The following is an 18375-nucleotide window of genomic DNA, read 5'->3' as shown; positions in this document are numbered from 1 at the left end:
CCTGCTAAAAAACTCGCGATCGGATCACAGGAAACAAGTATATAGTAACGGACCAGTAAACAAAAAACAAGATTAATATCTATAGAGTGGAATCTACCGAATATTATGATAAAGTCCTCTTTTAGCAGCACGGAGTTGGCTAAAAATTATCCCCAAAAATAAAAAAATCAAAATTCTATCAGTTTTACTAACAGTACTTATTATCACAGCCTTATCCCTGTTCACATATTCTCAAATTACCTCTGATTATTGTACGGACACCATACCCCCAGGCAATATCATTGCTATCTATCAAGCAGATCACACATACGGGGACCTTAATGCAGTTTATGTCAGAGGTGCCGGATTGGATATCGATCCCGATTACTATGATCGGATGATAGCCTACGAAGACATACCTGATATTGCTTCAATGGACGGGGTTGAAAATGTAATTCTTTATGACACCAGTTATTTAGATTCCATTATTTATACAGCTGCAAGCGAAGACAGATTACCGGATAAATTGAATCTCATTGCAGTGCCTGAAGCCATAGCACAGGATTACCTTAATCAGACTGTTATCCCCTACGGGACAGAATATCTGGAAGAAGGCAGACTTCCTCGGGACGGCGCCCATGAAATTACAATCTCAAATAAATTGCTGGAAAAGCACTTTGCATACACCGATGAAATGCTGACCCGGGCAATCGGCAGCAAGATCGATTATGACAATGAAACCTATACCATCGTGGGCATAAACGGCTATGATATCTGTTACATCTCCTTTGACGCAAAAAGAAATTATGGGCTATATCAGTATGATGCGGACACTTTTGATGAATTTGTAACAAGAAATCTCGACTATAAGAAAACGAATGATTATTTCCATCCGGAATATGCGAATGAAATCTTTATCTTTACAGCGGACGGCTCGGAAAAGTCGGTGTTAGATAAGCTCTTTCAAGAGTATCCTGCTGAAAATTACATTTCCGGCGAATATGTTTCCGTATGGAAAAAGACATTTAACGGAAGTGTTCTGCGAAAAATAATCGTTATCGATAGTATTGGTGTTGCCTGGCTGGGTGTTCTCCTTGTGCTCTTAAACAAAAAGGCCGTTTCAAAAGTATAAATAGAACCTCGTACAAAAGTTGTATAACAGAGTGAGACACAGGATAAATGTAATATCCTGAAGGAAGTCTGAAGAGGAGAATAAATCATACAGAGAAAAACTGAGGGAAAAGAATGGAAAAAAGAATGAAAAAAAGATATGAAAAACCAGATACATTGACAGCAGGATTTTACATAACAGGCTTCATAATATGCGGTTATTTCATCATAAAATTCATTCTGACCTTATAAACTGCTTTTTTACGATCTCATCAGAGTTTTTCTCTTCCAATATCTTCAGGATTTTCCACTCCAATATTAACAGAGTTCTTCTCTTCCGATCTCATCAGAGTTCTTCACTTTCACATCTTCAGAATTCTTCATTTCCGATTAATTTTTTCGACAGATAATAAGCCAGAACGAACCCTATTACCAGTCCCAGAATTTCCGTTATATGACTTTGCAGGAACTCAAGGTGAAAAGATGCCTCAAACATTTCCAGTATGTGTTCCACTCCAATGTAATCCCTGGAATCGCTGGGAAAACTCCACCCGAAAAGGGGCCAGAGAAATGTTTGGGGATCGGCACCCATCTGGTCTTCAAAGAGATGTAAAAAGGAGCCTGAAGCGAGAGAGAGGCCCCTGATGTCCCTGCCCCTTTCGTACATATATAGACTAATCATAAAAAGGAGAAGGGAAAACAGCAGAGTATGACCTATAATGCGTCCGCTATAAAAAGTTGAAGCAAAGATTACTTCGCCTATAGGCTTGTCTATTAAATCGGGGAGGATAGCTCCGATTGCCAGATAGCGCGGATCTATGATAGTCCTCAAACGAGGTATAAAAATTCCAAGCCCGAAAAATATCCCGAGCGTTACGCCCAGGTGTCCAAAGAGAAGCATCGGAAACCAGACTGACCTTTTTATTTAAATATTTCCTGTTTCTATATAAACTTTCATCTAATAGAAGCTAAATTTAGAGCTTTAAAAAGTAAGAGAAAATTTGAACTCAAATCCTACATGCTTGCAAATTATAAATATCTGGTCGTACTTAAAAGGGGATTCCCCAGAGGGGGTACCATTTTTCCACGCTTTTTTCGACAGGCATTTCCCTTTCCATTGCGGCCCTGAGCCTGAACTCAAACGGGCTGTCCCTCTGCCTGTTGGAAAGCGGAATAAAGGGATAGTAAGTCCCCTGTTTAAAGTTATAGATCCAGTAAACCGTTTTTCCGGCTCCTGTTTTTGTCCCGTGCCCGGCTGTCCCGGCTTCAGGCTCACTGTCAAACCTGTAAATGGCACAGAGGATCTGCTCACCAAAGCCGCGGTCTTCGAGGGTCTGGCTTACGAGGTAGATATTTGCAACCAGGTCTTCGAAATCAGGGTCCCTGAAAATAGCCCAGAGGAAATCGAACTCGTCTTTTTCCAGCCTGAACTCGGTTTGTGTTTCCTTTGAGCTGTTCTCCAGAAGCTCTTCGATCTCATTTCTGGCGGATTCATAGGATGTAGCTCCTATCGGCTTGAAACAGATCCCTGCGTACCCTGAGGGTTTTAAGCCCAGACTGCTTTCAAGAGTAATGCTGGCTGTGGAGATTGCAAAGAGCTTATCGCTTTTCGCTTTCGGAAGCCTGCTTCTTCCCATAACCGCATCCATAAAATCCCGCAAACCCATTTTAACCTATCTCCTCTGAAAAACTCTTTTAACTTATTGCTCTTTTAACTTACTAATTACCTTCTGACCTGTCAATTGTGAACATATTTTAAGTTTCACACATTCTGCTTTATGTTTATTTAACTCATTTCCTTCTGCATCTTTTCAAGCTGGGCTAACCTTTTTTCAACAGAGGGGTGAGTGGAAAAGATGTCCATGAACGAAGAGCCCGAGATTGCGGGGATAATGAAGAAGGCATTCATGCCCTCGACTTTCCTGAGGTCCTCACTCGGTACCCTTTCCATGAGCCCGCTTATCTTCATCAGGGCAGAAGCGAGATTTGAAGGCTGTCCGGTAATGATTGCAGACCCCCTGTCTGCGGCAAATTCCCTGTAGCGGGAAAGGGCACGGATCAGCAGGAAACTGACAACCCAGACTGCGATTGAAACCAGCCAGACCAGCAAAATTCCCCCGCCGTCCCGCCGCCTATCTCCTCCCATGCCTCCGAAATAGAGGCTGTAGCGGACAATGTAGAAGGCTACGGTTGAGATGAAACTTGCAATCGTAAGGACAGCCATGTCCCTGTTCTTTACGTGACTCAGTTCATGGGCAAGCACTGCCTCAAGTTCGGACGGCGTGAGTTTGTCCATAATCCCTGTTGTGACCGCAACAACGGCTTTACTCGGGCTCCTGCCCGTGGCAAAGGCATTCGGGACCCTGGTCTGGACAATTGCTATCTGCGGCTTTGGAAGGTCGGCTATTGCACACAGCCTGGTGACCATATCATGCAGCTGCGGGGCTTCGCTTTCGGAGACAATGTGTGCTCCTGTTGTCCAGAGCACCATTTTGTCCGAATAAAAGTACTGAATGCCCATGAACGCACCTACAAAAAGCAGCATAAACACAGGCGGAGTCCCGCTGTACGAGAGAAAAGCGAGGAAGAAGAGGTAAACTGCTGCCAGAAGGAACATAGTGAAGAGCATCCGTCCCTGAAGTCCCAGGTCCTGTTCCCATTTTCTTTTCATATGTAATTGCTCCTGCCTATATGATAGGCTTATAGCCAGATACAAAACAATAAGTATCTGATAAATTTCCAATAAGGTAAATAAAGCTGCAAATCAAACAAACAGCTTCGAAAAGCAAAAATCCAGATATCAGCAGTACTAAAGTGTGACCGATATCCTGTCAAAAACCTGAAAATCAACTCCTGTTATCTTCAATAACACATTTCTTCAAAGATTTAAAGCCTTTCCCTTCTGAAAAATAAAAACAAAGCAATGAACAGGTTTGAATAGAACGGATACCAGGAAACAACTCCACTTGATAATGATAGGTTGGAATTGAAATGGAATTTCCGGAATTGAAAGGGGATTTCAATAATAGAATTTATAAGTAATGTCTTCATTTCCAGTAACAGAAAATATTTTCTATATAAACTCCAGCTTAAACTGCTCAAACTTTCAGGAGCAGGATGCCTTTAATCTGAAAATATAACTCCTTTGATTTGAATGTAACTTAATCCTTTCCTTATTGAAAAAAGAATTTCAGGTTCAGTCATGCAAAACATACTCTCAGTCAAGTCCCTGACAAAAAAATTTGATGATCTTACCGCAGTGAAGGGCATCAGTTTTGATGTCGAAACAGGTTCGATCTTTGCTTTCCTCGGCCCAAACGGAGCAGGCAAGTCCACAACTATCAAGATGCTCACAACAGTCCTGAAGCCCACATCAGGAGAAATCCTGATCAACGGATATAACGCCCTTAAGGAACAGGACAAAGCCCGCTCTTCTTTTGGCATAGTCTTTCAGGACTACAGCCTGGACAGTGAGCTTACTGCTTACGAAAACATGGAATACCATTCCGTTATCTACAAAGTTCCCAAAGCCGAAAGGGAAGAGAGGATCAAAACTGCCCTTGAGATCGTCGGGCTCTGGGACCGGCGGAACGATTTAGTGAAAAAGTACTCAGGCGGGATGAAAAGGAGGCTTGAGATTGCGCGGGCGCTTGTCCACTACCCGAAGGTCCTTTTCCTGGACGAGCCCACGGTAGGGCTTGACCCCCAGACGCGGATGTCCATCTGGAACCACATAAAAAGGTTGAATGAAGAAAGGAAAATGACGATTTTCCTGACCACTCACTACATGGACGAAGCCGAAGCGATGGCAGACAAAATAGCGATCATCGACCACGGGAAAATAATCGAATCCGGGACCCTGGCAGAGATAATGGAAAGGACGGAAACCGAATCCTTAGAAGAATCCTTCCTGAAACTGACCGGAAGGGACATCCGGGACGAAAACGGAAACGGAGGGGATAAAATGCGGTTTATGCGGGGCATTGGCAGGAGGCACGGGCATTGATCGAGGTAATCTACATCCTGTGGCTACGTCAGCTCAAGCACTACTGGCGCTCAAAAGCCCGGCTGCTAGGCTCCCTCGGACAGCCCCTCCTCTTCATGATCGCCTTCGGGTTCGGCTTCGGACCCATGTACACTAGAGCTAGCGGAGGTGGAAACTACATGGACTTCCTGGCTCCGGGAATAATTTCCATGTCGATTCTTTTTACAGCCGTCTTTTCCGGACTTGAGGTAATCTGGGACAGGCAGTTCGGCTTCCTGAAGGAAACCTTCGTAGCCCCGATCTCCCGGACGGAAATAATGGTTGGAAAAACTCTAGGAGGCGCAACGATAGCCATGATCCAGGGCTTGATCGTACTCAGCCTGACTTATGTGCTGGGTTTCAGGATTTCCAGCTTTGCAAGCCTTGGGCTGGGGCTGATTTTCATGTCCCTGATAGCCATCTTTTTTACGGGCCTTGGCCTTACCATCGCCTCAACGATGGAAGATATGCAAGGTTTTCAGCTGATCATGAACTTCCTTATCATGCCTATCTTCTTCCTTTCAGGCGCCCTCTTCCCCCTCGAAAATCTCCCCCCGGCAATCTACTTCATAAGCAGAATCGACCCCCTGACTTACGGAGTGGACGGGCTCCGGGGAGTCCTTTCGGGGATTAGCACATTTGGAATATACAGCGACCTTGCAACAATAGGCACACTCTCGATCCTTGTCTGCATGATCGGAGCTCTCCTGTTTTCGAAGGTTGAGGCTTAAGCGCCTCCTTCCTTCCGGAAAATACGGTCTAAGGTCCGGAACCCCAACTAAAATTGAGGGATTATATATAGCATTAACGTATATTCTACGTCATTGTTGTATGGTTATATGCCCTTATGAAAAGATGAGGCAGTACAGATGCTGGATCTTATTGAGTTTTTAGCTATGGGATCATTTCTCGGTCTTGCTGCAGGAGTGTCTCCGGGACCGCTGCTGGCTGTAACTATTTCTGAAACCCTGCAGCACGGCAAGCGGGAAGGGATAAAGGTCGCAGTATCTCCCTTAATTACAGACCTGCCAATAATTTTAGCTGTACTGTTTGTCCTGTCACATCTGACAGGTTCCGATTTTGTTATCGGAATTATTGCGTTTTTCGGGGCCTCCTATCTGATATATTCGGGAATGGAATCCCTGAAAATCAAAAAGGACAGCTTTGAATTAAATGCAGGAAAAAAAGATGCCCTTAAAAAAGGAGTTATTGTCAACTTCGGAAACCCTCACCCATACGTCTTCTGGCTCTCTATAGGCGGGCCAATAATTTATAAGAGCTTTAGCACCCACGTCTGGGCTACAATCTTATTTATAGCCGGGTTCTATATGCTGCTTGTAGGGTCAAAAGTGGGAGTCGCACTGATTGTAGAGAAGTCAAAATCTTTTATCAACAGCAAGTATTACTTTTCCGTCATCCGGACTCTTGGAATTGCACAGATCGTCTTCGGATTGACTTTTATTAAAGTGGGCCTGGATTCGTTGAACGTAATTTGAAGTCTTCCCTTTTGAAGCCTTTACCTTTGAATTTTTCACCTTTGCTCGTTTCTAATTTAAGCTTGGAAAGAAGGGAGAGAAATAGAAAAAAGGGAAATGAACAGTAAAAAGAAGAAAGGAGAAAGGTTTCACCACACACTTGACGTATATCTAAACTCGAACTCATCAACCTTTTCTTCAGGAAGTCCCAGTTTTTCAAACATCTCCTTAAACACTGCCTGATATTCATCTTCAGGAATTTTTCTTCCGGCGCTGGCTCTATGCATTAGAATGTCTGCACATACAAATCCGGAACTGCTCACATGAAGTGTATATTTGTTAAATTTGTGGCTGGTGCTGACAGTAATTTCAGGGATTACGTAAGCTATGTATCCTATTTGCGTTCCGTCCCTGTAGAATTCTTCATCATTCCACATACCGGATTCGACAACAGTGCTCGTACTGCTTTGATTCAGGTAGGCATAGACTGCCGGAAAATCTACACTTTCGTTTGTACTCACTTCTGCACCCCACTCTCGCTTTGAGCCTTCAAGCTTCAGTCTCTCAAGTAACTCCTGCGAGCCGGTTTCGTTCAGCCCTAAACTCAGCCCCAGCATTTCAAGCATCCACGAATCATCCGGAAAGTCGGATACATCAGGATGATCGGAGTTCCAGAGTGTAATTATCACTTCCGAACCTTCATATTTACAAAATTCAAGGTAAGTGTCATCGAACGTATTTTCGTTGTAGTAAAACACAACCCTGTACACCATGTAATCGTTCTCAAACCTCTCTTCAAGGGCTTCGACATTCCCGGGTTCTATTAAAGTTGATTCGTTGAGCCTGGCATCACCGCTAATATCATATCCCGATTCCTCTGCCCTTGCAAGCACCGAATCAAAATCAATAGGTCCTACGTAAATTTCATTTCCGTCATAAGAAGCCTGGTCCATACCGATAAGGAGTGCAGCAAACCCCCCATAAAAAAGTACGATTAAGCCCACAGGGATCAGTACTATATATAGTAAAATTTTCAAGGTTTTATCCATATTCCCAACCTCACGGTTACAAACCTCTGATTTCCCAGACCCTAATTTCGTCCCGGACAGCAAGGATGTCCCTTATTAAAAACCCGACATATCAGGAGGGAGCTTCAAGACTCCTGATTCAAAGATGGTTAAATTTCATCTGCATTTGGGAGATGAATCTCTTCTAACTTTTATTAGTAGTTCTTCTGTTCTTTTATATTTTTTGATTATTCGATTGGCTTGTGTTTTTTGTATTTTCGGAAACAATGCAAAAATAATCCAAACATCTGAATACAGAGCAGCAAAGGTCAGGATAAATTCCAAACCGTTGTGTATTTTTGCTTAAAGAAGAGAGATGGAACGTTGTGGCAGGACGAATGTTATTCTTGAAGTTGACATGTAAAAAATTGAATCGCGAACTCTAACCCGTACAACCTTAGCAGGTTTACCGAACTGTTCTTGTTCCGCTCGACGAGGGAGAGCGGCTTTTCCCATGAAAAGACAAAAGAGAAGAAAATCAGCAAAATAACAACCCTGTATAAGAAGAAAATTGACAAATAACAGCAATTTTGCTTTTACCTCTCTTTGCTGCTTTTTTAATCTTCTTTTATCCTGTTTTTCACCTTTTTACTTCTTCTTCCTTCAACTTCTTTCTTCTTATGGGGAAGGGCCGCCAGACAAGCTGGCGGGAATTTCCGATACCATGTGAATTTAAAAGCCCTTTTCGAGGATAAGAGAATACTTTTTCGGACATGTGAAGCCGTATTATAATACAAAATAGTTTCTGCCACGTTCGATAAAGGAAAGCGATCTTTTCCAAAAGACAGGAGAGATAGGAATAAATTTTTATTAGATTTTTCAGGAACTGCTAATTAAAAGTAATTAATAGTAACTTATAAGTTCCTATAACTCTAATAATTTAACAGAGCATTATGAGTGAAGCTACCACAATTCCGGTCACAAAAGACGTAAGAGACAGGCTAAAGAAGTATGGCATGAAAGGGGAAACCTACAACGAAATTCTCAAGCGCCTGATGGATGAAGTTGATTATGAGGCATTCATGGAGCGCCAGTACAAAAAACTTGAAGAAAAAGATAAGTTTGTGAGCCTGGATGAAGTCTGATGAGTTTCAGAGTAAGGCTGCATCCTGACGCAGTGAAGTTTCTGCTCGATTTGAAAACGGAGATGAGAGAAAGGCTTAAAGCAGGAATAAAACACCTGGAAACAGATCCTTTCAAGAGTCGACCCCATGCCGACATAAAAAAGCTGAAAGGAACGAAAAAAAGAGAAGATCTCTATCGTTTACGAGTAGGTGATTATAGAGTTATTTATGCAGTGGAAGACGATACAATTTTTGTTCTTGAAATCATTCCGCGAGAAAAGGGATATGACTGGTTTTGAGTGAGTGTTTCCGTGCCCTCAGCATTATGAAGGTACAACATTTAAAAGTAAACTGCTTAAATTTGTTGCTGAAAATCATATCCAGGCTACATATTTATTTTTTTGAACTGGAAACCTGTAACTGAGGAAGTATTTTCACCCTACCCGAAACAGCGAAGAGCCGTCTTCTTCATTTATATCGCCGGTATACTCGCGGTATACTACGTATTTTCCGTTTGCTTTCTTTATGCATCTGGCCCCAAGCCCGCTCTTTTTTATCATGGCTTTTCTTTTCTCGGCATCGGATTTCTCAAGCCCGAAATAACTCAGTTCGTCGAGCATGTAGGTTTTGCCGTTAAATTCTCGGAAGGTTTTGTGCATAACATCAAAGGTCTACGTGGTTTTTAAAATATCATTTTTATTCCTCAATTCCCTGACCGGTAAATCTACTAACCGTCTGGACACACATGTAATTTGGAACTTAAGTATTAGAATGAAGTGTCTCTTTCAGAAATATGCCGATCTCAGGACCAGTTTATTCCGTAGGGGCTGTAAGCGTATTCAATTCCGAAATCTTCTCCACAACTTTTTCAACATCTTCTACCTCTTCCGGCATCTGGAGCAGCTTCACAAAATTATCGCGGAGAGTGTGGAACGGGGCTTCTCCGATTCCACCCGCGATCAAAACATTGACACCCTGATCCTTCAGAAGTTCTGCCGCTTTAAGGCCTTTTTTCTTTTCCAGGCCTGCGGCAGGGTTTTCGCTGATATCCCAGCTTATTATATCATTATTTTCAAGCTCGATAAAAATAAAATACGGAGCTTTGCTAAAATGCCGGGAGACCTTTGAATGCAACCCTTCCCGCATCAGGACAGGAACTGCAAGCTTCATTACCGATACCTTTTCGGGCTTTACATTGATAACCAGATGTTCCAGGTTCTTTACTTCGTTTTTCACAGTCTTTTCGATTTCCCCGGAAAGCATTTCCACTCTTTTAAGACTGGCATCGCCCTCTATTTCGATCTCGATCTCCCCGAATACTACAAGACCGGACTTTCGAAGTCTGATATCATCAACAGTTTTCACGCCCCGAATACTGCTCACATTCTGCCTGATTCTTTCAATCGAATCTTTATCCAGCCATGCGTCCATCAGTGTCAGTATGGAGTCCTTTGCCATACCGATTCCAAGCTTGAATATCATTAAAGAGATGACCAGCACTCCGGCACTATCGAGCCATAACACGCCTGAGAGTGAACCGATAATCGTAATAGCAACTATCAGGGAACTGAAAACGTCTGTATAGGAGTGCATGGCATCGGCAATCAAAGCCTGAGAATCTATCTGTTTACCGACTTTGAATTTGTATTGAGATAATGCATACATTGCCATTACAGAAAATACAGCTGTGCCAAGTGCGATTCCCTGCAGTTTGATCTCTACGGGATTTGTGATGTTCAGCAGCGCCTCACGTACAAGTTCGACTCCGGAAAAGAGGATTATAATAGAAACAAAGAGTGAAACAAGGTTGTCTGCTTTGTAGTAGCCATAGGGGAATTTTTCTTCACTGCCCCTCATGCTGAGCTTGAGCCCTATCCAGACGGCAAGTGATGTGAAAATATCCAGAGACGTATGGATAGCATCTGCGATCAGAGCTGCGCTTCCGGAATAAAAGCCGACGATGCCTTTTAATATTGAAAGAAAAACCAGAGTAAGAGTAGCATTTTTTGAAGCCTTAGCTCCTAACGATAAGTTCTCCTGTACAGCCATCTTCTCACATCATTTTTGAATATATACAGAAAATATACACAAACGGAAAACATATAGGCAATGAATTTTAAATTTTTTTAGAAATTAATCTGGAAATTAATATTCAATCCCTTCTCTTGCAGGGAAGTTTTTTTCAAAGGGATGCTTCACGAACTTCATTTCGGTAACAAGGTCCGCCCTTTCGATCAGTTCTCCGGGAGCCCTTCTCCCTGTCAGGACGACTGTTGTCTCTTCCGGGATGTCATCCAGCAATTTCAGTATATCTTCGGTCTTCACAATTCCGAAATGGGCTGCAAGATTTATCTCGTCCAGTATCAAAAGCCTTGGTTTCCTCTTGAGGGCATTTTTTGCAAATTCGAGCCCCCTTGCTGCCAGTTCGTAATCCAGAGGCGTGGGATTCTTGAAGTCTATAAATTCTTCCCTTCCGAACTGATGGATCTCATATTCCGGTGCCAGCCTATCCTTTACCCTGTACTCTCCGATGTATTTTCTACCTTTCATAAACTGGATAATTATGACCCTGTACCCGTGACCTATAGCTCTGAGAGCTAACCCAAGGGCATTCGTGGTCTTTCCTTCCCCTTCCCCAGTATACATATATACCATGCCTCCAGTCATTTTACACCTCAGAAGATATTCTACTGTTGAAGAGGAGTAGTTTGCGAAACCATACATTATTTTGTTTTCATATTATATCTAACAATATTTTGTTTCATCTTTTCTCAAACAACTTTTTGTGCTCTCTTAATTACACAGGCAAAAAATAAAAATAAAAACGGAGGTTTTGTGGTGAAGATCTTTATACGGCGAGATCTTGAAAATAATGCGGTGAGATCTTGAAAATAATACGGTGAGATCTGGAAAATAAAGATGTTTTTGAAGCGAACAAAGAGAAAGAATATTCGTATATTAACGAATCACATATTTTCATTTTCAGGAAATTTCAAATATTAATTAATATTATTTTCATTATGCAAAACAAAAGGAATTTAGGTTATCTCGGATTTTTAGGGTTCTTAGGATTTCAAGGAGTAACGGGTATAGCAACCGAAAACTACGGAATGGCAGGATACGTAGCCTTTTTTTGCTTCTTTATCTTTTTTAAGTATTTTAAAGAAAAATAATTTTAGACTTCAGCTTTATCTTCCAGCGAATAATATTCAATGCCGGTTCCGGTAAACGAACAGGCTGAGGAATGAAGTTCCTGCTTCATTCATTAATGCTTCGTTCCTTGAACCACCTTTCAGAACAGCAGCATAGGTAAAACATAGATGTGGATAAAGTGATTCTTTTAGTTTTTTTCTGTTAAAACAGGGATCAAAGATAGCTGAAATCCTTTTACAACTACTTAACTTGATTTTCAGGGTTGCTTTCATATTACAATTAGATCAGACCCAGCTATTATATAGTTAATTTTATATCTACTATATAGATTAAAAACGAACTTAAGGTTTCAAAATTGCTTTTGTCAGGTGGAGAAGGGAAAAATGGAAGAAAAACTGAGAAATTCTGGTATTGAGATAATTGGAAATGTGCCCTGGGGGACGCACTTTTGCCAATTCTACCAGACAAAAGAAGACATGATGGATATACTTGTCCCTTATTTCAAAGCCGGGCTGGAAAATAATGAATTTTGCATCTGGATTACGTCACAACCTCTGGAAGTAGAGGAGGCAAAAGAAGCTCTTAGGAGAGCTGTTCCTGATTTTGAGCTTTATCTGGAGAGGGGGCAGATAGAAATTTTTCCTTACACTCACGGTTACATAAACGAGGGTGTTTTCGATTCGGAAATCGTTATAAGTGGGTGGAATGAAAAACTAAACCTGGCTCTGGAAAGCGGTTATGAAGGGCTCAGGGCAACGGGGGATACCTGCTGGCTGGAAAAAGAAGGCTGGACCGATTTCGTTAATTATGAGAATAAGATAGATTCTGTCATTGAAAAACATCAAATGATATCTCTGTGCCCGTATCATCTTGAGATGTGCAATGCAACCGAAATTCTCGACATCGCCTTTAATCACCAGTTCTCTTTGATCAAAAGAGAAGGAAAATGGGATCGGATAGAAAATTTCGGGAGAAAAAGGGCAGAAAAAGCAGTTTTTCAGGCTACAAAAGACTGGGAACAAACATTTGATGCCGTACCAGACCTTATAGCCATAATTGACAATGAATGCAGGATTGTTCGTGCGAACAAAGCCATGGCAGCAAGGCTGGGAGTGACACAAGAAGAATATGCAGGATTGACGTGTTATCATGTTATGCATGGGACGGATGAACCTCCTTCTTTTTGTCCGCATAAACAACTACTTAAAGATGGACTTGAGCGCATAACAGAAGTTCACGAAGAACTTCTGGGTGGTGATTTCGTATTAAGTGTTTCGCCATTATATGATCCGGATGGAAAAATTACGGGATGCGTTCATGTCGCTCGTGACATCACGGAACGTAAAAGAGCGGAGGAAGCTCTAAAAAAAGCACATGAATGTTTGGAAGAAAAAGTCAAAGCACGTACCGTTGAGCTTGAAGAGGCTTATAAAGCATTAAAAGAAAATGAAAGAAGGCTCTCCGAAGCTCAAAAAATGGCTCATATAGGGAATTGGGATTGGGATCTTGTAACCGGTAGGTCGTACTGGTCTGATGAAATGTATCGTATTTTTGGACTTGAACCTCAAGAATTCGGCTTAACTTATGATAAAATTTTTAATTATATTCATCCCGACGATCGGGATTACTTTGAAAATTCCGTTAAGAGAGCCTTAAATGGAGGGTCTTATGACAGTGATTATCGGATTATTTCAGATGATGGTGAAGAGCGAGTAGTTCATGCACAGGGCGAAGTAGTATTCGATGAGGAAAATAACCCTGTTCTAATGAAAGGAACAGTTCAGGATATTACTGAGCGTAAGAAGGCTGAAGAAGCCCTGGAAAAAATGGAGAGAATCCGAATAAAAGAAATTCATCACAGGATAAAAAATAACCTTCAGGTAATCTCTTCCCTGCTGGACCTTCAGGCTGAAAAGTTCAGGGATAAAGAAGTACTTGAAGCTTTCGGGGAAAGTCAGAACCGTGTAATCTCGATGTCCCTTATTCACGAAGAACTCTATAAAGGGGAAGGAACTGATGCACTGGACTTTTCGGCATACCTTCGAAAGCTATCTGAAAAACTTTACCAGACTTATAGCCTGAGTGGTAAAAATATCCGCCTGTACATGAATCTGGAAGACAGTACGTCATTTGACATGGATATTGCAGTCCCGCTGGGTATAATCGTTAACGAGCTTGTTTCCAATGCTTTCAAACATGCATTTCCCGAAAAAGAAGGGGAAATTCGAATCCAGCTTCGAAAAGAAAAAAAGTACAATGAAGTAAACAGATCCCTTTTCAGCCTGATAATTTCAGATAACGGAATAGGAATTCCTGAAGACGTGAAATTAGCAAGTTTCGAATCTCTCGGTATGAAATTAGTAAACACTCTTGTCGACCAGCTGGATGGAAAAATCGAGATTATACGAGCACACGGAACGGAATTCAGAATTACCTTCAATGTAACGGAAAGATCGCACATCCCGGCGGGTATCAAGTAGAAAATCCACACCATAGAGGGTCAAATTATGGATAGCAGATTAGGGATGGTATTGAAATTTTGACTTTGAATTTGCAGCAGATTTGCGAGGCTACCTCTTTTTGGCTTGGGAATATCCTGAACAGACAACTGTTTCCAATCGACTCGAAGCAGTGAAAAGCCGTCTTCTTCATTAATACTGCCGGAATATTCACGGGATACTACATATTTGCCATTTGCTTTTTCATGCATCTGGTTCCGAGCCTGCTCTTCTTTACCGTGGCTTTTCTTTTCTCGGCATCGGATTTATCAAGTCCGAAATAGCTTAACTCATCAAGCATGTAAGTTTTGCCATTAAATTCCCCGAAGGTTTTGGCATCTTACCAGGCCGCATGATTTCTGATTGTTTAAGTTGCATCCTTAGTCGGCAATTTTTCGGATCTCTATAGTTTCTACCGGTAACTCTGGGATAATAACTATCGTTTTCTTAACATAGTACAAAGTTCAAAATCAAAGGCCTAAAACTAGCGCTCAAAAAAGGTAAAAAACAAGCCGAAAATAAGTGATTACATGAAACTCCTAATATGCGAGATCCCCCACCCGAAAGATTTCATATCTCATTTTCATGAAGAGGCTTGGGATCTGGATGTGCTTGAGCAGAGGAAGTAAAACACGACATTTGCGCTTGCAGGATAACCAAGTAAAATCAATCGCCTTAAAAGTTGTTAGAGAAGAGTTTCTGAAGTTTAGTTTAGAAGTAGATGGTAGGGTTCGAGTCCCTATTCTCGAGGTCCCTACCTGCGATCCAACCCATAGATTAAGAGGAAACCCTATTACCCTTAATCTGTACATTTATAATGGTCTGGTTATATATATCATGATTGATACGAAAAATTAGCCCTCACTACAAGTTTCAATATTATGCAAATATTATATTATATTGAAAGTTTTAATGGCATTGAAAGTAAGAAAAATTGTCATAAGAGAGGAACGATAAGAGGCTTGAAATATTTTACATCAAATTAATTTTTGCTTGAAAACAATTTTTTGCATAATTAATTTAAAGTAATTTACGTTACCAGTATATTCTGGAGTTGGGAAGTGAGAGGAATAAAATCTATCACATAAAAAGTAAGATAGAATGAAATCTACCACATAAGGAATCACCTGAAGAGTCGCTGATCCTTTTTCGGATCAATCTGCTTGGGGGAGCAGGAGATTCGAAGAGACTGTATCGGGGGATACAGTACGGATGCAGCGACTCCGGGTTTCTTCTCACGTTACTGATTTTTCCTAAAACTTTTTCCTGCAACCATTTTATTTTTCAGTTGCCTTTGCACGTTCTTCTCTGGTCATGCCGGCAAGACGCTCAACTTCCTTCACTTCAAGCCCGAGGCCTTTTGCCACCCGGGTACCATAGTCGGGGTCGGCTTTGAAAAAGAGAGCTGTCTGTCTGAGCTGGATGCGTTTCTGGGCAGCCGAGAGATGGGATACAATGTTGCCTACCAGGTGTTCTCTGTCTTTTCGGTCATGACATCCCGGTAGAGGTTTCCGGGTTGTACAAAGTCATCGTTGGGGTAGTTGTAAGGCGTACGGGCTGACAGTCCCGAGACCTCTAAAGGCGGCTCCAGGAAAGCAGGGTTCGGGGCAGGCCCGCCAAAACTGTTAGGCCAGTAATTCGGTCCGTGGCCTCCATTTCCGTCAACGCGCATGACCCCGTCCCGCTGGTAGCTGGTCCCAGGAGAGTATTTTGGCGCATTCACCGGGATCAGGTGGTAGTTGGGCCCAAGTCGGTGGACGTGGGTATCATGATCGGAAAAGACCCTGGCCTGCAGCATCTTGTCCGGGGAAATGCCAATGCCTGGCACCAGGTTTGCAGGACTGAAGGCTGCCTACTCAACTTCGGCAAAGTAATTTGTCGGGTTCCCGTTCAATACAAGTTTTCCTATCTTCATGGTCGGGAAATCGCCGTGGGGCCAGACCTTGGTGATGTCCCTGATATCAAACCTGTAATCTTCAGCCTGTTCCGGGGTCATTATCTGCATTTCAAGGGTCCTGGAAGGATAGTCGCCTCTCTTGATAGCCTCATACAGGTCCCTTGTTGCATGGTCCGGGTCCGTCCCGCTCAATTTCTCTGTTCTTCCCGGGTAAGGTTTTTTATACCCTGGTCGGTCTTGAAACGGTACTGTACCCAGAAATATTCACACTTTTCATTGTACCACTTATAGGTATGGCTTGAGTAGCCATTCATGTTCCTGAAGGTAGCAGGAGTACCCCTATCAGAGAAAAGGATAGTGACCTGGTGAATCGATTCAGGGGTCAGGGAAAGAAAATCCCAGAACATGTCCGGGTCTTTGCAATTTGTAGCCGGATGACGCTTCTGCGTGTGGATAAAATCAGGAAACTTCAGAGGGTCGCGGATGAAAAACACGGGAGTGTTGTTTCCGGTCAGGTCATAATTACCTTCCTCGGTATAGAACTTCACGGCAAAACCGCGTGGATCACGAACGGCATCGTGAAGCCCTAATGAAGCTGCCAGTTGCAGTTTTTGCACTGGGCCCTTTCCATGATTAGGAAGAGGAATGGAAAGAAGTACGTGCCCAGCTCGATAAAGAGCTTGAGAAGTTTCCCTGGCTTACACTTATCGCTACTGAAATATTTGGCGGCAAGTTCGACCCGGAAAAGCTCCGCTTCCCTGATAACATAATTGCAAGGCTGCCGGGAACCCCTTACACGATATGCCAGCAACCGATATTCGGGATCGGGAGGCAATCCGCGACTGGGCGGACAAACTGGCCGCACAGTTTCAGCCTGCTCTGGCACACTAAAAAATTAGAAAGAAGATTCGATAAAAGAATTTGAAAAAGAATCAGAAAAAAGAAGATTGAATAAAGTGTTCGACTGAAAAAGTCAAGCCTGAAATTCGAGTTTAAGCCCCACAGGACAGTGATCCGAACCTGTGATTTCGGGGTAAATCGGGGCATCTTTTACATTTTCCCGAAGGTTTTCGCTAACGAAGAAATAATCCAGGCGCCAGCCTACGTTTCTTTCACGAGCCCGGGTTCTTAATGACCACCAGGAATAGTTTCCGCCTTCGCTGTTGAACATGCGGAAGGTATCAAGGTATCCGGCAGCAAGGAATTTATCCATCCATTCACGTTCTTCGGGGAGGAAACCGGAGGTTGTTTCGTTTTCCTTTGGTCTTGCGAGGTCGATTTCTCTGTGGGCGGTATTCACATCCCCGCAGATGACAAGCTTTTTGCCCTCGGCTTCAAGGGTGTTTGCATAATCCAAAAAGGCATCGTAAAAAGCCATTTTGTATTCCAGGCGTTCCTGGGAGGCTTTGCCGTTTGGGAAATAGATGTTCATCAGGGTGAAATTATCGTAATCGACCCGGAGAAAACGGCCTTCCCTGTCAAATTCCTCGATTCCCATCCCTGTTTCGACTTTGAAGGGCTTTTGCTTTGAAAATGTCCCCACCCCGCTGTACCCGCTTCTTTCCGCAGAGACGAAATAGTTGTGGTAGCCGGGAATGTTCTTTACTTCCCTCGGGAGCTTCTCCGGGGAGGCTTTTGTTTCCTGGATGCAGATGACATCGAATTTCTGCTCCAGCAGCAAATTCAGAAAGCCTTTTTTCATTGCAGCCCGGAGGCCGTTTACATTCCAGGAAATAAGGTTGTATTGTTCCGGCATTTTTTACCTCTGTTATTCTTTTTCGGGTCTTTTATTCATCCTTTATTTGGATTTTTATTTGACTCTTCTATTCAGCTCTTCTTTCGGCTCTTTATCAGCTCTTTTTTGGCTTTTATCAGCTCTTTTTCCGGCTTTTTTTCGGCTATCTGGAAGCCTGAATTTTCGGGTAATATCGATATAAAGTTATTCAGGATTGAACATAGGGTCATAGGGCCATAAAGAAGTCATAGATTCATAAGTCGCATAGGATATGATCATCTGTCACATTGTATAGAATCATCTGATTTACTATGAAATTATCCGGAGTTTCAGTAAATAAATGCTTCTTTAAACAGTTTATGGCGTAAACAGA

17 protein-coding genes and 2 pseudogenes are annotated in these 18375 nt (G+C 42.5%); 8 read left to right on the top strand and 11 right to left on the bottom strand.

What is annotated here, in order from left to right; genetic code table 11:
* Window positions 1-145: 145 nt before the first annotated feature.
* Window positions 146-1111 carry an ABC transporter permease gene (locus ACSAZL_RS11490; protein ID WP_440948840.1) on the top strand — a complete coding sequence of 322 codons (966 nt, stop codon included), beginning with the start codon at window positions 146-148 and terminating at the stop codon, window positions 1109-1111.
* Window positions 1112-1459: 348 nt separating this feature from the next.
* Here the strand turns inward: ACSAZL_RS11490 and ACSAZL_RS11485 are convergent, their stop codons facing one another.
* From ACSAZL_RS11485 to htpX, 3 genes are all read right to left on the bottom strand, one after another.
* On the bottom strand, window positions 1460-1990 hold the full coding sequence (locus ACSAZL_RS11485) for a metal-dependent hydrolase (RefSeq protein ID WP_440944791.1): 531 nt from the start codon (window positions 1988-1990) through the stop codon (window positions 1460-1462).
* A gap of 148 nt (window positions 1991-2138) precedes the next feature.
* Window positions 2139-2756, bottom strand: coding sequence for a PspA-associated protein PspAB (gene pspAB, locus ACSAZL_RS11480; protein ID WP_440944790.1), 618 nt, complete (start codon window positions 2754-2756; stop codon window positions 2139-2141).
* A gap of 119 nt (window positions 2757-2875) precedes the next feature.
* Complete coding sequence (gene htpX / locus ACSAZL_RS11475; protein ID WP_440944789.1) at window positions 2876-3760, bottom strand: zinc metalloprotease HtpX; 885 nt, start codon at window positions 3758-3760, stop codon at window positions 2876-2878.
* A gap of 531 nt (window positions 3761-4291) precedes the next feature.
* Between htpX and ACSAZL_RS11470 the strand changes: the two genes are divergently transcribed.
* From ACSAZL_RS11470 to ACSAZL_RS11460, 3 genes are all read left to right on the top strand, one after another.
* The gene (locus ACSAZL_RS11470) at window positions 4292-5095 is read left to right on the top strand and encodes an ABC transporter ATP-binding protein (protein WP_440944788.1); all 804 of its coding nucleotides are present in this window, start codon (window positions 4292-4294) and stop codon (window positions 5093-5095) included.
* Window positions 5092-5844 carry an ABC transporter permease gene (locus tag ACSAZL_RS11465; RefSeq protein WP_440944787.1) on the top strand — a complete coding sequence of 251 codons (753 nt, stop codon included), beginning with the start codon at window positions 5092-5094 and terminating at the stop codon, window positions 5842-5844. The genes ACSAZL_RS11470 and ACSAZL_RS11465 overlap by 4 nt, the downstream gene beginning before the upstream one ends.
* Before the next feature lie 138 nt (window positions 5845-5982).
* Window positions 5983-6609, top strand: coding sequence for a LysE family transporter (locus tag ACSAZL_RS11460; RefSeq protein WP_440944786.1), 627 nt, complete (start codon window positions 5983-5985; stop codon window positions 6607-6609).
* Window positions 6610-6737: 128 nt separating this feature from the next.
* Here the strand turns inward: ACSAZL_RS11460 and ACSAZL_RS11455 are convergent, their stop codons facing one another.
* Window positions 6738-7637 carry a hypothetical protein gene (locus ACSAZL_RS11455; protein ID WP_440944785.1) on the bottom strand — a complete coding sequence of 300 codons (900 nt, stop codon included), beginning with the start codon at window positions 7635-7637 and terminating at the stop codon, window positions 6738-6740.
* 911 nt (window positions 7638-8548) lie between these two features.
* On the opposite strand from ACSAZL_RS11455, the gene ACSAZL_RS11450 reads away from it, so the two are divergent.
* Both ACSAZL_RS11450 and ACSAZL_RS11445 read left to right on the top strand, forming a co-directional pair.
* Window positions 8549-8740 carry a DUF7557 family protein gene (locus tag ACSAZL_RS11450; RefSeq protein WP_048065302.1) on the top strand — a complete coding sequence of 64 codons (192 nt, stop codon included), beginning with the start codon at window positions 8549-8551 and terminating at the stop codon, window positions 8738-8740.
* On the top strand, window positions 8740-9018 hold the full coding sequence (locus tag ACSAZL_RS11445) for a type II toxin-antitoxin system RelE family toxin (protein WP_440944784.1): 279 nt from the start codon (window positions 8740-8742) through the stop codon (window positions 9016-9018). Before ACSAZL_RS11450 ends, ACSAZL_RS11445 begins: the two co-directional genes overlap by 1 nt.
* 135 nt (window positions 9019-9153) lie before the next feature.
* Here ACSAZL_RS11445 and ACSAZL_RS11440 read toward each other — a convergent pair whose 3' ends face one another.
* The 3 genes from ACSAZL_RS11440 to ACSAZL_RS11430 all read right to left on the bottom strand — a co-directional run bounded on the left by ACSAZL_RS11440 (window position 9154) and on the right by ACSAZL_RS11430 (window position 11386).
* A complete protein-coding gene (locus ACSAZL_RS11440) occupies window positions 9154-9378 on the bottom strand; it encodes a hypothetical protein (protein ID WP_440944783.1) in 225 nt (74 codons plus the stop codon).
* Between the two features lie 154 nt (window positions 9379-9532).
* Window positions 9533-10768 carry a cation diffusion facilitator family transporter gene (locus ACSAZL_RS11435; protein ID WP_440944782.1) on the bottom strand — a complete coding sequence of 412 codons (1236 nt, stop codon included), beginning with the start codon at window positions 10766-10768 and terminating at the stop codon, window positions 9533-9535.
* Between the two features lie 96 nt (window positions 10769-10864).
* The gene (locus ACSAZL_RS11430; RefSeq protein WP_440944781.1) at window positions 10865-11386 is read right to left on the bottom strand and encodes a cob(I)yrinic acid a,c-diamide adenosyltransferase; all 522 of its coding nucleotides are present in this window, start codon (window positions 11384-11386) and stop codon (window positions 10865-10867) included.
* A 353-nt stretch (window positions 11387-11739) separates the two neighbouring features.
* Between ACSAZL_RS11430 and ACSAZL_RS11425 the strand changes: the two genes are divergently transcribed.
* The gene (locus ACSAZL_RS11425) at window positions 11740-11892 is read left to right on the top strand and encodes a DUF3796 domain-containing protein (protein WP_440944780.1); all 153 of its coding nucleotides are present in this window, start codon (window positions 11740-11742) and stop codon (window positions 11890-11892) included.
* Between the two features lie 363 nt (window positions 11893-12255).
* Window positions 12256-14352, top strand: a complete 2097-nt coding sequence (locus tag ACSAZL_RS11420) for an MEDS domain-containing protein (protein ID WP_440944779.1) — start codon at window positions 12256-12258, stop codon at window positions 14350-14352.
* 20 nt (window positions 14353-14372) lie between these two features.
* Here the strand turns inward: ACSAZL_RS11420 and ACSAZL_RS11415 are convergent, their stop codons facing one another.
* From ACSAZL_RS11415 to ACSAZL_RS11400, 4 genes and pseudogenes are all read right to left on the bottom strand, one after another.
* Entirely contained in the window at window positions 14373-14582 is a 210-nt protein-coding gene (locus ACSAZL_RS11415) for a hypothetical protein (RefSeq protein WP_440944778.1), read from the bottom strand.
* A 1200-nt stretch (window positions 14583-15782) separates the two neighbouring features.
* Window positions 15783-15827, bottom strand: a pseudogene (locus ACSAZL_RS11410) (hypothetical protein); the annotation flags it as partial.
* A gap of 5 nt (window positions 15828-15832) precedes the next feature.
* A pseudogene (locus tag ACSAZL_RS11405) lies at window positions 15833-16815 on the bottom strand (catalase).
* Between the two features lie 425 nt (window positions 16816-17240).
* A complete protein-coding gene (locus tag ACSAZL_RS11400; RefSeq protein WP_440944777.1) occupies window positions 17241-18023 on the bottom strand; it encodes an exodeoxyribonuclease III in 783 nt (260 codons plus the stop codon).
* Window positions 18024-18375 lie beyond the last annotated feature (352 nt).

The organism is Methanosarcina mangrovi (genome assembly GCF_052057765.1).
Lineage (GTDB): Archaea > Halobacteriota > Methanosarcinia > Methanosarcinales > Methanosarcinaceae > Methanosarcina.
This window is presented reverse-complemented; position numbering and strand designations above follow the sequence as displayed.

Coding starts and splice junctions, on each gene's coding strand:
- ACSAZL_RS11485 (WP_440944791.1), bottom strand. CDS start 1,990: ATGCTTCTCTTTGGACACCTGGGCGTAACGCTCGGGATATTTTTCGGG.
- pspAB (WP_440944790.1), bottom strand. CDS start 2,756: ATGGGTTTGCGGGATTTTATGGATGCGGTTATGGGAAGAAGCAGGCTT.
- htpX (WP_440944789.1), bottom strand. CDS start 3,760: ATGAAAAGAAAATGGGAACAGGACCTGGGACTTCAGGGACGGATGCTC.
- ACSAZL_RS11470 (WP_440944788.1), top strand. CDS start 4,292: ATGCAAAACATACTCTCAGTCAAGTCCCTGACAAAAAAATTTGATGAT.
- ACSAZL_RS11460 (WP_440944786.1), top strand. CDS start 5,983: ATGCTGGATCTTATTGAGTTTTTAGCTATGGGATCATTTCTCGGTCTT.
- ACSAZL_RS11455 (WP_440944785.1), bottom strand. CDS start 7,637: ATGGATAAAACCTTGAAAATTTTACTATATATAGTACTGATCCCTGTG.
- ACSAZL_RS11450 (WP_048065302.1), top strand. CDS start 8,549: ATGAGTGAAGCTACCACAATTCCGGTCACAAAAGACGTAAGAGACAGG.
- ACSAZL_RS11445 (WP_440944784.1), top strand. CDS start 8,740: ATGAGTTTCAGAGTAAGGCTGCATCCTGACGCAGTGAAGTTTCTGCTC.
- ACSAZL_RS11440 (WP_440944783.1), bottom strand. CDS start 9,378: ATGCACAAAACCTTCCGAGAATTTAACGGCAAAACCTACATGCTCGAC.
- ACSAZL_RS11435 (WP_440944782.1), bottom strand. CDS start 10,768: ATGGCTGTACAGGAGAACTTATCGTTAGGAGCTAAGGCTTCAAAAAAT.
- ACSAZL_RS11430 (WP_440944781.1), bottom strand. CDS start 11,386: ATGACTGGAGGCATGGTATATATGTATACTGGGGAAGGGGAAGGAAAG.
- ACSAZL_RS11425 (WP_440944780.1), top strand. CDS start 11,740: ATGCAAAACAAAAGGAATTTAGGTTATCTCGGATTTTTAGGGTTCTTA.
- ACSAZL_RS11420 (WP_440944779.1), top strand. CDS start 12,256: ATGGAAGAAAAACTGAGAAATTCTGGTATTGAGATAATTGGAAATGTG.
- ACSAZL_RS11415 (WP_440944778.1), bottom strand. CDS start 14,582: ATGCATGAAAAAGCAAATGGCAAATATGTAGTATCCCGTGAATATTCC.
- ACSAZL_RS11400 (WP_440944777.1), bottom strand. CDS start 18,023: ATGCCGGAACAATACAACCTTATTTCCTGGAATGTAAACGGCCTCCGG.